Origin of the sequence: Pseudomonas sp. CAM1A (assembly GCF_047501685.1) — a bacterium.
In the GTDB taxonomy this organism is placed as follows: Bacteria; Pseudomonadota; Gammaproteobacteria; order Pseudomonadales; family Pseudomonadaceae; genus Aquipseudomonas.
This window is the reverse complement of the sequence record NZ_JBFNXP010000002.1, coordinates 1,010,415-1,023,654: the sequence shown is the minus strand read 5'-3', so window position 1 is coordinate 1,023,654 and position 13,240 is coordinate 1,010,415. Positions and strand designations below refer to the sequence as shown.

The 13,240-nt window shown below is 64.5% G+C and carries 14 protein-coding genes; 9 read left to right on the top strand and 5 right to left on the bottom strand.

The window, feature by feature from the left end:
• Positions 1-305 precede the first annotated feature (305 nt).
• On the bottom strand, positions 306-1,058 hold the full coding sequence (locus ABZO33_RS08415; protein ID WP_414535660.1) for a methyltransferase domain-containing protein: 753 nt from the start codon (positions 1,056-1,058) through the stop codon (positions 306-308).
• 96 nt (positions 1,059-1,154) lie between these two features.
• On the opposite strand from ABZO33_RS08415, the gene ABZO33_RS08410 reads away from it, so the two are divergent.
• The 3 genes from ABZO33_RS08410 (at position 1,155) to ABZO33_RS08400 (ending at position 3,824) form a co-directional block, all read left to right on the top strand.
• Entirely contained in the window at positions 1,155-1,820 is a 666-nt protein-coding gene (locus ABZO33_RS08410) for a class I SAM-dependent methyltransferase (RefSeq protein ID WP_414535659.1), read from the top strand.
• A 297-nt stretch (positions 1,821-2,117) separates the two neighbouring features.
• The gene (locus tag ABZO33_RS08405) at positions 2,118-3,422 is read left to right on the top strand and encodes an MFS transporter (protein WP_414535658.1); all 1,305 of its coding nucleotides are present in this window, start codon (positions 2,118-2,120) and stop codon (positions 3,420-3,422) included.
• A gap of 93 nt (positions 3,423-3,515) precedes the next feature.
• A complete protein-coding gene (locus tag ABZO33_RS08400) occupies positions 3,516-3,824 on the top strand; it encodes a hypothetical protein (protein WP_414535657.1) in 309 nt (102 codons plus the stop codon).
• A gap of 19 nt (positions 3,825-3,843) precedes the next feature.
• Here ABZO33_RS08400 and ABZO33_RS08395 read toward each other — a convergent pair whose 3' ends face one another.
• Positions 3,844-4,776: a LysR family transcriptional regulator gene (locus ABZO33_RS08395; protein ID WP_414535656.1), complete on the bottom strand. Its 933-nt coding sequence runs from the start codon at positions 4,774-4,776 to the stop codon at positions 3,844-3,846.
• A gap of 115 nt (positions 4,777-4,891) precedes the next feature.
• On the opposite strand from ABZO33_RS08395, the gene ABZO33_RS08390 reads away from it, so the two are divergent.
• Positions 4,892-5,137: a DUF2790 domain-containing protein gene (locus ABZO33_RS08390; RefSeq protein ID WP_046855760.1), complete on the top strand. Its 246-nt coding sequence runs from the start codon at positions 4,892-4,894 to the stop codon at positions 5,135-5,137.
• 99 nt (positions 5,138-5,236) lie between these two features.
• A complete protein-coding gene (locus ABZO33_RS08385) occupies positions 5,237-6,541 on the top strand; it encodes an MFS transporter (protein WP_414535655.1) in 1,305 nt (434 codons plus the stop codon).
• Between the two features lie 6 nt (positions 6,542-6,547).
• Here the strand turns inward: ABZO33_RS08385 and ABZO33_RS08380 are convergent, their stop codons facing one another.
• A complete protein-coding gene (locus tag ABZO33_RS08380; protein WP_414535654.1) occupies positions 6,548-7,243 on the bottom strand; it encodes a tRNA (adenine(22)-N(1))-methyltransferase in 696 nt (231 codons plus the stop codon).
• Between the two features lie 168 nt (positions 7,244-7,411).
• On the opposite strand from ABZO33_RS08380, the gene ABZO33_RS08375 reads away from it, so the two are divergent.
• The 4 genes from ABZO33_RS08375 (at position 7,412) to ABZO33_RS08360 (ending at position 11,840) form a co-directional block, all read left to right on the top strand.
• Positions 7,412-7,792 carry a RidA family protein gene (locus ABZO33_RS08375; RefSeq protein WP_046855763.1) on the top strand — a complete coding sequence of 127 codons (381 nt, stop codon included), beginning with the start codon at positions 7,412-7,414 and terminating at the stop codon, positions 7,790-7,792.
• A 106-nt stretch (positions 7,793-7,898) separates the two neighbouring features.
• Entirely contained in the window at positions 7,899-9,899 is a 2,001-nt protein-coding gene (locus ABZO33_RS08370) for a peptidase U32 family protein (RefSeq protein ID WP_414535653.1), read from the top strand.
• An 83-nt stretch (positions 9,900-9,982) separates the two neighbouring features.
• Positions 9,983-10,873, top strand: coding sequence for a universal stress protein (locus ABZO33_RS08365; RefSeq protein ID WP_414535652.1), 891 nt, complete (start codon positions 9,983-9,985; stop codon positions 10,871-10,873).
• A gap of 157 nt (positions 10,874-11,030) precedes the next feature.
• The gene (locus ABZO33_RS08360) at positions 11,031-11,840 is read left to right on the top strand and encodes an RHS repeat-associated core domain-containing protein (protein ID WP_414535651.1); all 810 of its coding nucleotides are present in this window, start codon (positions 11,031-11,033) and stop codon (positions 11,838-11,840) included.
• A gap of 57 nt (positions 11,841-11,897) precedes the next feature.
• On the opposite strand, the gene ABZO33_RS08355 is transcribed toward ABZO33_RS08360, so the two are convergent.
• On the bottom strand, positions 11,898-12,419 hold the full coding sequence (locus ABZO33_RS08355) for an acyloxyacyl hydrolase (RefSeq protein WP_414535650.1): 522 nt from the start codon (positions 12,417-12,419) through the stop codon (positions 11,898-11,900).
• Positions 12,420-12,775: 356 nt separating this feature from the next.
• Positions 12,776-13,219 carry a carboxypeptidase regulatory-like domain-containing protein gene (locus ABZO33_RS08350; protein WP_414535649.1) on the bottom strand — a complete coding sequence of 148 codons (444 nt, stop codon included), beginning with the start codon at positions 13,217-13,219 and terminating at the stop codon, positions 12,776-12,778.
• Positions 13,220-13,240 lie beyond the last annotated feature (21 nt).

The window sequence follows — 13,240 nt, the reverse complement described above, 5'->3', positions numbered from 1 at the left end:
TGAGGGGACCCGGAGCGAAGCGGAGGGCCGGATGAATGGAGCGCAGCGTTTTTTGGTTACTTTTTGTCGCGTTTGACAAAAAGTGACTCGCCGTAAGGGCGAAAAGGTGAGTGCGCGTCGACATCGTAAATGAATGCGCTTACAACTATGAAAACCGATACCGACTGACTTTGACTTTGACTTTGACTTTGACTTTGACTTTGACTTTGACTTTGACTTTGACTTTGACTTTGACTTTGACTTTGACTTTGACTTGCACAGCGTGCGTTTTAAGAGTTATATGCGCATGAAGAGCAACTTCATAATCAACGCTTACGTGCACAAATACCGAAGGCGACATCGCCGATGTAAATGTCCTGCGACCGTCGCCGCTCGGCATCCAACCGCGCCTGCAATGTGTCAATCCCCACCTGCCGCGCCGTGGCCACGCCATGGCCGATGATCCGCGGCAGGCAAGCGCGGATGATCTCGCCCAGCGGGTAGGCGCTGTCGGGCGTCTGCACCAGGCATTCGGCACGCAGGTCCTCGACCATCAGCCCCGCCTCGCTGAACACACGGTGCAGGTTGAAGCCGATCTGCAGGTCCGCCCCCTCATGGGCAAGCATGCGCCGCAACCATTGCTGGGCCTTGTGGTGCAACGGGAAAGACGCCTGGCTGGCCGGGGCCAGGCTGCCATCGTGCTCCTGGAAGATCATCAGCCCGCCAGGCAACAGGGGCCGGGCCAACGCACGCAACGCCTTGACCGGGTCCGCCTGGTACATCAGTACCCGCCGCCCGACAATGGCGTCGAACAACCCCAGGGTCGCGGGCAACGCGCACAGTTCGGCAGCCACGAACTCAGGTACCGCCGCCCCTTTGCGGCGTTCACGCTGGCGCGCGATCTCCAGGGCGCCAGCCGCCCGGTCGATACCCACCACCGCGCCGTCGGCGCCTACCAGGCCGGCCAGCAGCCAGCTCACCTCGCCACTGCCGCACCCGACATCGAGCACGCGCATGCCGGGGCCGATACCCGCGTCAACCAGCAGGCGCGTGGTGAAATCCGCTTTCGCAAGTGCCATGCCATGCTCCTTCCCAGAGGCGCCAGTGTGCAGAGCAAAGGGGCAGGCGCACAAGACTGGCCTATGCTACAGCCACCTTAGACCCCGAGCATTACCATGGTTACCGACCCACTGCTGGACAGCTGGCAACACAACGCCAAGGCCTGGATCGAAGCCGTTCGCTCCGGCGCCATCGAGTCCCGCCGCCAGGTCACCGACCAGGCGATACTCCTGGCCGTGCTCGGCCTGCAGCCCGGTCGTGTGCTGGATCTGGGCTGCGGCGAGGGTTGGCTGCTCCGTGCCCTGGCCGCAAGGGGCATCGATGCAGTCGGGGTGGATGGCGATGCGACCCTGGTCGCCGCAGCACGCGAAGCGGGTTCGGCGCAGGTCCACCTGGCCAGCTATGAACAAGTGATCGCAGGCATGCAGGGCATCGGCCACGATCACGACCTGATCTGCGCCAACTTCGCCCTGCTCCAGCAAGACATCATTCCCCTGCTCACGGCCATGCGGGACCTGCTGCGGCCCGACGGCGCGCTGCTGATCCAGACCCTGCATCCCTGGACGGCAGCCGCCGGCCACTACCAGGATGGCTGGCGCGAGGAATCATTCGTCAGGCTCGCCGGCGACTGGCGCCCGATGCCATGGTACTTCCGCACCCTCGGCAGCTGGCTGAAGGCGCTGGAGCTGGCGGGCTTCAACCTGGTCGAACTGCAGGAGCCGCAACATCCGCAGAGCCAGGTGCCGCAATCCTTGCTGCTGATCGCGCGCAAAACGGCCTGACCCCTGCGGCCTCTCGTCGCAGCCTTTCCCCTCTTGGCAAATCCTGTACAGGCCGTAAAATCCCGCCTCCTTTTCGCCCGTCGCCCCAGCCGGTGGCAAGCCCCCGCAAAGACCGCGTCCGTGCCTCACACATCACGCATGTGCCACAGGCTCAACCGCCCCGCCCGGCCTTCACCCAACAGGCCCCGCGGTTGACTCTTGCCAAGCTCGCATCCCGCCCAGGCCGCACTGTACGTCGCTGTCCGCCACGTGCAGCCGAAAAGGCGCATCTGAGCTCTGTTCAACCTTGAGGTAACTATGTCTGTGCGTTTGCTGGCGATGGCGCTGGCACCCCTGCTCGGCCTGTTCATCATTGCCCTGGGCAATGGCGTGCTGTCTTCCCTGACCACCCTGCGCCTGGGCGCCGCCGGCGAATCGGCGACCATGATCGGCGTGGTGTCCTCGGCCTACTTCATCGGTCTGACCCTGGGCGCGATCTTCAACGACCGGCTGATCCTGCGCATCGGCCATATCCGCGCCTATAGCAGCTTCGCCGCCTTGATCGGTGCGACCATCCTGCTGCAGGGCCTGTTCTACGACACCACCTGGTGGTTCGTGCTGCGGCTGATCAACGGCTGGGCCGCGGTCGGCGTGTTCCTGGTGATCGAAAGCTGGCTGCTGCTGGCCGGTGACGCGAAGATCCGCGGGCGCCTGCTGGCGCTGTACATGATCGCCTTCTATGGCGCCGGAGTGATCGCCCAGGCCGCCCTGGGCGAGGTCACTGGCTGGGGCGAGACCGCGCCGTTCATGGTCGCCGGCATGCTCGCCACGCTGTCGGTGCTGCCGATCGTGATCCTGCCCCGGGTATCGCCGCTGCTGGATCAGGTCGAGCCGCTCAAGCCGCGGCAACTGCTGGGCGTGGCGCCAACCGGGCTGGTCGGCTGTTTCGGCTCGGGGGTCGCCATCGCCGGGATCTATGCCCTGCTGCCGCTGTACCTGCAACGCATCGGCCTGGACGTCGGCGAGACCGGCGACATGATGGCCTGGGTGATCCTCGGCGCCATGCTGCTGCAGTACCCGGTCGGGCGCTGGTCCGACCGCAAGGACCGCCAGGACGTGCTGATCGCCCTGGCCGCCCTGTGTACCGTGCTGTCGGTACTGATCGTGCTGCTGCCAGCCGACACCGTGCTGCTGCCGGCGCTGCTGTTCCTGCTCGGCGGCGGCGTGTTCGCGCTGTACCCGGTGGCTGTCAGCAGCGCCGCCGACCGTGCCCCGGTCGACGCGCTGGTGCCGATGATCCAGGGACTGCTGCTGATCAACTCGCTGGGCTCGGCCATGGCCCCGCTGGCCATTTCGCCGATGATGACCGCCTACGGCGAAGTCGGATTGTTCTGGGCCTTCGCCGTGATCAACCTGGCCATGGTCGGGTTCTTCTTGTGGCGTCGCGGCAAACGCCCAGCCCCGGAGCACCCTGCGCCGTTCGCGCCCACCGCAACCTTCTCGCCGACCGGCGCGGAACTGCGGGTGACCGAGGACCTGATGCATGCGGCGCAGGAGCATCCGACGCTGGAGGCGATGGACACCACGCACGCCCAGCAGGCACCACGCCCAGACGCGCACTGACGGCAGACACCAAGGACCGCCCGTCGCTTGACGGGCACCTTGGAGCCATCGCGGCAGCCCAACCATGACAGGTCATCCGACAGGAGATTCATCATGGTCAATCCACGTCCCCTCGCCTTGCTGCTGGCCCTGATGCTGGGCAGCAGCAGCTCACTCGCCCTCGCGGCCACCGACATGAACGGGAGCGGCACGCACAAAGAGCACACTACCGAGCAAGGCAAGACCGCCGGTGAAGGCAGCAGCGTCAACAGCCCCGGTGGCAAGGACAACGACAGCAGTGACACCGGTACCGACTCTGACGCCGCCGACGGTGCCGCTGGCGGCTCCAACAGTACCGGGGAAGCCACCGGCAGCGGGGCCGGGGCCTCTGGTGGCAGCGCCGAGGATCAAGACAGCCGGTGAACCGCGAAACGCGCGGTTTTCAGCGCCAGTAACGGGGCTCGTCCACCACGCGCTGGTGCTCGGCAAACAACACCGGCAGTTGCTCTTTGAGAAAATCCAGCCAGGTGCGCACCTTGGCATCCAGGTAATGCCGTGACGGATAGATCGCATAGATCTCGCGCTGGCGCAGCCGATGCGGCGCCAGCAACCGGCACAGGCGCCCTTCCTGCATGGCCTGGCTCGCCGAGTAGTACGGCAGCAGGCCCACTCCCATGCCCAGTTCGGTGGCCTTGAGCATGGCGTCGGCCACGTTGGTGAGGAAGGTGTCCTGGGGCACGATCACGCAATTGTCGGGGTGGCCTTCGAACGACCAGTCCTCCTCGAACAGCGGGTCGACGGTGCGCAGGCAGACGTGCGCTTGCAGATCCTCGGGGCGCTCGGGTACGCCGTGGCGGGCAAGGTAATCCGGGGAGGCGCACAGGATGCTGTGGATGCTGCCCAGCGGAATGGCGATCAGTTGCGAGTCCGGCAGGCCCTGGCCGATGGTGATCACCACGTCGTGCCCCTCGGCCAGCGGGTCGGGGTTGCGCTGCGACAGGGTGAGTTCCATCACCACTTCCGGGCAGGTCGCGTTGTAGCGCGCCACTAGCGGCATCATCAACAGCCCCAGGCCATGGGTGCAATGGAAGCGCAGGCGGCCACGGGGCGTGAGGTGGGCGCCGCGCGCCTCGTCCACCGCCTCCTCGGTGAGCAGCATGATCTGCCGGGTGCGCTCGAGAAAGCGCTCGCCCGCCTCGCTCATGCGCAGGCGCCGGGTGGTTCGGTGCAGCAGGCGGGTCTGCAGCTGGTTCTCGAGTTCGGCGACGATCCGCGACACCTGCGCGGCGGAAATATCCAGGGCCTGGGCCGCCCCGGCGAAGCTGCCGCATTCCACTACCCGGGCGAAGGTTCGCATCGCATGCAGCATGTCCATGGGCAGGCACCCTCATTCATACATGAAAGGCAGGAATCTATCACGGGATAGCCCATTTATTGTGAAACACAAATGAATGGATCATTAGCTATCCGCAATAAATGAGGTACCTGTCATGAAACGTTCGATTGCCCTGCTCGCCCTCAGTGCCACCCTCGCCTCGTTCGGCGCCTTCGCCGACAACAGCCCCAGTACCTACGAATACGGCATGCCGCTGGACATCGCCAAGGTCATCTCGATCACTCCGGCCAGCAACGACGCCGATTGCCAGGTCGGCACCGCGCACATGGTCTACGTCGACCACCAGGGCCAGACCCGCGAGGTCGACTACCGCCAGATGGGCAACTGCTCGCAGCTGTAAGCCCTGGGAAAAATACCAGCCATCTTGCTGAAAGTGCATTTGCCCGCCTCACACGGCACCGCATGATCTGCCGGGACAACAACAAGAACGTCCCGAACCATGAATACGATCGATACTTCCACGGCCCCGCCCGTGCGCGCCTGCGATGCTACCCACGCCCGCATCACCTGGCGGCTGATGCCGCTGCTGCTGGTGTGCTACCTGTTCGCCCACCTGGACCGCATCAACATCGGCTTCGCCAAGATGCAGATGAGCGCCGACCTGGGCTTTTCCGACACCGTCTACGGCCTGGGCGCCGGCCTGTTCTTCATCGCCTATGCGCTGTTCGGCGTGCCCAGCAACCTAGCCCTGGAGCGGGTCGGCCCGCGGCGCTGGATCGCCACCCTGATCGTGGTCTGGGGGTTGTTGTCGACCGGCATGATGTGGGTGCAGGACGCCGCCGGGTTCTATGCCTTGCGCTTCCTGCTGGGAGTGGCCGAAGCCGGTTTCTTCCCTGGCATCCTCGTGGTGCTCAACCGCTGGTATCCAGCCCGGCGCCGCGCCCAGATCACGGCGTTGTTCGCCATCGCCGTGCCCTTGGCCGGAGTGGTCGGCGGGCCATTGTCCGGCGGCATCCTGCAGGCGTTTCACGATCAGGGCGGCATGCGGGGCTGGCAGTGGATGTTCCTGATCGAGGGGCTGCCGGTGGTGTTGCTCGGGCTGGTGGTGCTCAAGGCCCTGCCGGACAACTTCGAGCAGGTGGCTTGGCTCACCATCGATCAGAAGCGCGCAATGCGCGAGGAAATGGCCCGCGAGGAGCGGCACAAGCCGATCGACTCGATGCGCGGGCTGCTGGGCGACGCCCATGTCTGGTTGCTGGTGGCGATCTATTTCGCGGTGATGCTGGCAGTCAACACCCTGGCTTTCTGGATGCCCAGCCTGATCCACGGGGCCGGCATCGGCAGCGATGGCCAGGTCGGCCTGCTCAGCGCCATCCCTTATCTGGCCGGTTGCCTGTTCATGCTCGGCTGCGGACGCTCCTCCGACCGTCACCGCGAACGCCGTTGGCACCTGTGCGGGCCATTGCTGATGGCCGCCGCCGGCATCGCCCTGGCCGGATGGGCGCCGGGCGACGCCTTGCTGGTGATGAGCGGGCTGGTGGTCGCGGGCATGGGCGCCAGCGCCGCGCTGCCGATGTTCTGGCAGCTACCGCCTGCGTTCCTGGCGGGCGGTACCCAGGCCGCCGGCATCGCCATGATCAGCTCGTTCGGCAGTATCGCCTCGTTCGCCGCGCCTTACCTGATCGGCTGGATGCGCGACAGCACCGCCAGCCCGGGCCTGGCCTTGCAGGTACTGGCCGTGGCCATCGCGCTGGGTGCCGTGCTGGTGCTCAAAGTGCCAGCCAAGGTGGTCAACCCAAGGTGAGGTGCTTCACGCCAGCAACTGGGTAATCCACTGCGCCTGACGGGTGATATCGCGCACCTTGTCCTCCGGCACTGGCTGGCGCGCCCGGGCGAAGTTGGCCAGGGTCTGGTGTTTCTGGCGCAGCATGCGTTGCCACTTGAACAGGAATGCCGGGCTACGCGCCTGCATCAGCAGCGGGCCGAAGTACAACTGCTCGGCGGTGTAGCTGACCGACTCGGCACGTTCGGCGACGATGATTTCGTAATCGAAACGGTTTTCCCGCAGCACTTCCTCGCAAACGATCCGGTAGCCGTTGTCCATCAGCCACTGACGCAGCGCGTGCTCGCCGCCGTTGGGTTGCAGGACCAACCGCTCATGCCCGCCCAGGTATTGCTTGCCGGCCTCGAGGATGTCGCGGATGGTCTCGCCGCCCATGCCGCAGACACTGATCGCGGTGATGCCGTCACCCGGCTCGATCGCCGCCAGGCCACTGGCATGGCGCACAGTGATGCGGTCCTCCAGGCCATTCTCGCGCACGGTGCGCTGCGCGGCCTGGTAGGGCGTCAGCGCCACTTCGCCGGCCACGGCCGCGACAATCGCGCCCCGACGCGCCAGCGCCACCGGCAGGTAGCCGTGGTCCGAGCCGATATCGGCCAGGCGCGCGCCCGCCGGCACATGGGCGGCCACGCGCTCCAGGCGCATGGACAATGTGTGTTCGTTCAACGAAAGCCTCTTTTCACGACCAGGGCCCGGCGCCTGTGGCCGGGTGGGGCGCGATTCTGCCGGTCCCGGCCAGGTATTTCAAATGCCCGCGACCGACCGCCCTGCCTCGACCTGCCCTGCCTGCTCGCGTAGGCTTGGCGGTTTCCTTCCGTTGCAAGGCGAAACCCCATGGCACACAGCGACATCATCTACACCCCCGACCCGGACGCCGACTCGATCTCCTCGGACGTTGCCGAGTACAACGGCATCCTGGTCAGCACCCAGATCCCCGTGCAGGCCGACGGCAGCCTCGAGCTGGGCGACATCACCACCCAGTGCGAATGCACCCTGCAGGCTTTGAAAGTTGCCCTGGAGCGCGCCGGCAGCTCGATGGACCGGGTGTTGCACCTGACCATCTACCTGACCGACATGGCCGATCGCGCCGCGTTCAACGAGGTCTACCAGCGGTTCTTCAAGAAGCCATGGCCGGTGCGGGCTGCGGTGGGCGTGGCTTCGCTGGCGTTCGAAGGGATGCGTGTGGAAGTGACGGCGATGGCGGCCAAGGGCTGACCGGCCTCCTCCGCGATTAAAGGCCCGACGGCACCCCGAGGGTGCCGTCGGGCCGTTTCACCGCTACAATGCCCGCCTTACCGTGACAGCCCGAACCTATAACGACATGTCCCTTCCAAAGCACCACCTGGAACTGCTCAGCCCTGCCCGTGACGTGAGCATCGCCCGCGAGGCGATCCTGCACGGCGCCGACGCCATCTACATCGGCGGCCCGAGCTTCGGCGCGCGCCACAACGCCTGCAACGAGGTCAGCGAAATCGCCGAGCTGGTCGAGTTCGCCCGGCGCTACCATGCCCGCGTGTTCACCACCATCAACACCATCCTCCACGACAACGAGCTCGAACCTGCCCGCAAGCTGATCCACCAGCTGTACGACGCCGGTGTCGACGCGCTGATCGTGCAGGATCTGGGGGTGATGGAGCTGGATATCCCGCCGATCGAGCTGCATGCCAGCACCCAGACCGATATCCGCACCCTGGAGCGGGCCAAGTTCCTCGACCAGGCCGGTTTCTCGCAGCTGGTGCTGGCCCGCGAGCTGAACTTGCAGCAGATCCGCGCCATCGCCGCCGAGACTGACGCGGCCATCGAGTTCTTCATCCACGGCGCGCTGTGCGTGGCCTTCTCCGGCCAGTGCAACATCTCCCACGCCCAGACCGGACGCAGCGCCAACCGCGGCGACTGCTCCCAGGCCTGCCGCCTGCCGTACACCCTCAAGGACGACCAGGGCCGCGTGGTAGCCTTCGAGAAGCACTTGCTGTCGATGAAGGATAACAACCAGACCGCCAACCTGCGCGACCTGGTCGATGCCGGCGTGCGCTCGTTCAAGATCGAAGGCCGGTACAAGGACATGGGTTATGTGAAGAACATCACCGCCCACTACCGCAAGGAACTCGACGCCATCCTCGAGGACCGCCCCGAGCTGGCTCGTGCCTCCAGTGGCCGCACCGAACACTTCTTCGTACCGGATCCGGACAAGACCTTCCACCGTGGCAGCACCGACTATTTCGTCAGCGACCGCAAGATCGACATCGGCGCCTTCGATTCCCCCACCTTTACCGGTCTGCCGGTAGGTGTGGTAGAGAAAGTCGGCAAGCGCGACCTGCTGGTGGCCACCGATGTCCCGCTGACCAACGGCGACGGCCTCAATGTGCTGGTCAAGCGTGAAGTCGTGGGTTTCCGCGCCAACATCGCCGAACTCAAGAGCGAATCCGAAGAAGACGGCCAGAAGCGCTACCGCTACCGCGTCGAGCCCAACGAGATGCCCGAGGGCCTGTACAAGCTACGCCCCAACCATCCGCTTTCGCGCAACCTCGACCACAACTGGCAGCAGGCGCTGCAACGCACGTCGTCCGAGCGCCGGGTGGCTGTCGAATGGCACGCCGTGCTGCGTGAACAGCGCCTGATGCTGACCCTCAGCAGCGAGGAAGGCGTCAGCGTGCAGGTCGCGCTGGACGGCCCGTTCGGTGCCGCCAACAAACCGGAACAGGCGCTCGAGCAACTGCACGACCTGCTCGGCCAGTTGGGTACCACGATGTACCACGCCGACGCCATCGAACTCGATGCGCCGCAGGCGTTCTTCATTCCCAACTCGCAGCTCAAGGCCCTGCGCCGCGAGGCCATCGAGGCGCTGACCGAGGCGCGGGTCAAGGCCCACCCGCGTGGCGGGCGCAAGGCCGAGACCACGCCACCGCCGGTGTACCCCGAGTCGCACCTGTCGTTCCTCGCCAACGTCTACAACCAGAAGGCCCGCGACTTCTACCATCGCCATGGCGTGCAGCTGATCGACGCAGCCTACGAGGCCCATGAAGAGCACGGCGAAGTGCCGGTGATGATCACCAAGCACTGCCTGCGCTTCTCCTTCAACCTGTGCCCCAAGCAGGCCAAGGGTGTGACCGGCGTGCGCACCAAGGTGGCGCCGATGCAACTGATCCAGGGTGATGAAGTGCTCACCCTGAAGTTCGACTGCAAACCCTGCGAGATGCATGTGATCGGCAAGATGAAGGGCCATATCATCGACCTGCCGACCCCAGGCAGCGCGGTGGCCCAGGTGGTCGGGCACATCAGCCCGGAAGACCTGCTCAAGACCATCCCGCGCGCACCGCACTGAGGCATGACCCGTCGTCGCTCCAGCGGATTTCAGCGGCGGCGGGTCTAGACTGAACAGGGGGCTGCCACACGTGGAGGTGTGAGATGAGCCAGTTCAAGCGATTGTTGGTCATGCTCGGCCCGCAGATGCGCCATACGCCTGCCCTGCAGCGCGCCGCGGCGCTGGCCGAATCCAGCGGGGCCCTGCTGGATCTCAACGTCTTCGTCGACGATGTCGACACCTTTGGCTTGATGAGCGACAGCCGCGAGCGCGAGCGCCTGCTTGCCGACAACCGCCAGTGGCTGGCCGACGAGGCCGAGCAACTGCGCAATGCTGGCCTGGATGTCTCCACCGAACTGCTGCTGACCCGTGATCCGCTGGGCTGCGTGCTGGAGCAGATCGAACGCCTGGGCTGCGACCTGCTGGTCAAGGACGTGCAGCACGAGCCCATCCTCAAGCGCCTGCTGGTCACGCCGCTGGACTGGCAACTGCTCAAGGACAGCCCGGTGGCGGTGCACCTGGTCAGCGATATCCGCCTGCCCCTGCCCCGACAGATCGCCGCCGCGGTCGACCTCAACAGCCATGGCGCCGGCGAGCACCTGGACGACGCGGTGATCCGCAGCGCCCATGCCCTGGCCCTGCAGTGCAACGCCGAACTGCACCTGTTGCATGTGTGCGATGCGGCCAGGACCCATATCGCCGACTTCGGTGCCGGCACCGTGACCATGCCCGGTTTCGATACCAGCGTGCGGACAGCACAGCGCACGGCTTTCAACCGCCTGGGCGATCACTACCAGATCGACCTGGAACGTCGTCACTTCCTCGAAGGACCGGCGGTCAAGGCAATCACCCAATACATCGCCGCTCACCGGGTAGACGTGATCGTCATGGGCAACCACCGGCACGATGCGTTGCAGGCGTTTCTCGGCGGCACTACGGCGCATGTGCTGGAGCACCCGCTGTGTAATGTGCTGGCGATCAAGGCGGTGCGCTGAAACACCAGCGCAGGCAGGTTCACGTGGGTGAGGCAGCCCGCAGCGTCCCTGCCCGCGCAGGGGCACGCCGGCAGTTTCGCCAACTGGCAATTCTGTCAGTTTTCCAAGGCTCCAGCCGGTGTTAGCGTAGACATTCCTGCACAGTGGAGCGATTTCCTTGGCGAACCTCTATCTGCCATTCACTGACTGGCAACGATCTGTACTCGGAAGTGTGGGATGCGCCAGGGCCTACACGCCCTATGGTGCACCGACAAACGTATCGGGACCGCGCCTGGCCTATTGCGGCGAGCTGCGCGACCCTGTGATCGGTATCTATCATCTGGGCAATGGCCACCGCAGCTACGCCCCAGGGTTGAAGCGTTTCCACTCTCCCGACCAGTTGAGCCCATTCGGGGCTGGGGGGCTCAATGCCTATGCCTATTGCCAAGGAGATCCGGTGAACTATCGAGATCCGACAGGCAGGGTGCAGTGGGCCAACCTGGTACCCGGCGCGGCAATGTCCCAACTCGGCCGGTTCGACAAGAATGTGATGGTTGCCTGGGACGTGGTCTCAACCAACCGGGCGGTGAACCAGGCAAGGAAAAAGGGCATTCCTGCGCATCAACTGCCTGAGACGTTCACGTATTACGAGGTAACCAAGGCTGTAGTCTCCCCAGTTGCCGATCTCATCAATGCGGGCACTTCGGTTGCCAATCTCTTGATGCCTGGAGAGCAACCCGCCCTGATGGCACTGAACGGCGCTACGGCGTTAGTGGATGGATGGACCAACAATTGGAGTGCCAACCATGCGATGGACGCCCGTAACCGGGCGACCCAAGCCAGGACTCTACTTAGCGCGAACGAGGATATTGAAGCTTCGCGAGGAGCTCAGTTCACTCCGCCCCCACCTCAAAACGCTGTCTATCTGATCGGAGATGATCAACGTAGCATCAGGAGCGATCGGGCGAGCACATTGAGCAATGTATGAAGTCGACGGCTGGTTACCCAGCCGCACTCTTGAAGCTATCAAACCTTGCGGCGAGAGTCAGAACGCCTTGCTGTAGAACAGCGAGTACGACTCGATCCCGTCGTTAGGCTGCTTCAGCCCGGCATTGGAATAGTGCATGGCGCGGATGCCGATTTTCTGCTCCGCCGGCAGCTTCAGGCCGAAACCGATCCGGTCCTCGAAGTTCACCGACGAACCCAGGCGCTGGTCGCCCACATCGGTCTTGGAGAACGCCGCCAGGCCAATACCCGCCTCGATGAACGGGGTGTAGGTAAAGCCGCTGAATTCATAGACGAACACCGGGCTGATCGACAGCGAGTGGGCCCCACTGGCCTCGCCGCCTTCCCAGTAGGTGTAGGCCGCATCCCAGTATCCGGTCAGATGGCCCGTGTTGCTCTCAAGCCATTTCTTGTCCCAATCGAAGGACAGGCCGATGCGGTAGGTCATGTCGCCCTGGCCAGTAGCACCTACGGCAGCGGACACCTGCGCGGCCTGGGCCAGGTTGGCGCCGGCGAACGCCAGCACGGCGGCGGCCAACGTTGTGGCGAGACGGGTTTTCATCAATGCCTTTCTCCTGATGGTCTTCACGGGCAGGGCCGCGAAATGCGCGTCCCTGCGTCAATGGAGGCTATGCCCCTCGTTCTTCCTGCATGGGCAACCCCTGATTGCCCTAGGGTTACAAGCGGTAATACTTCTTCGATTATTGTCAGAATGCTCTGAAAGTGAAAAGTGATTTGCCACTATTGGTTAAGGACACTGCGTTCCATTCAAGGGTTCAGTTGTTTTGCGCCTCCTCGTGTTCGCCGAAAAGCCACCTGCGCTCGATCTCGCAGGCGCTGCCAGGCCGAGGGCGGACACGTGGTAGCCCTCACTCGGTCAATCGCCTCGCGCCCAAAAGACTTTGAACGGACTGGCCCTCAACGCCAGTTGAGATCGACCCGGGCCGGCGCCTTGCCATCCACCGTGACCTGCTGCTGCACAGTCCGACCATCAGCATTGCCGATCACCCGGTAATGCCCCGGTGGCAACTGCACGAAGATCAGCGGCCCGACGTCCTGCAACGTCAGCACTGATCGTCCCTGTGCCGACTGGATGTCCAGCGCGGCGCCGCTCTGAAACTTGCCGTCCGCTCCGGTCGACAGGGTGATGTGCAGGTCATAGCCGGGCGTGCGGCGCAGGGCATTGGCCTCGTCCTGGCCAATACCGCCCTGCAGGTAGCGAATGCCGTTCTGTTCCTGGGGCTGCAATTGCACGCCCTGCGGATCGATGGGGGTATTCAGGTCGGTGGCCGCTGCGAGGCTCCAAGGCATGGCCAATGCCAGCAACAGCGCGGCGCAAAGGCCGTAATGATGAGTGCGCATGGTGCATTCCTCCCTGGGAGG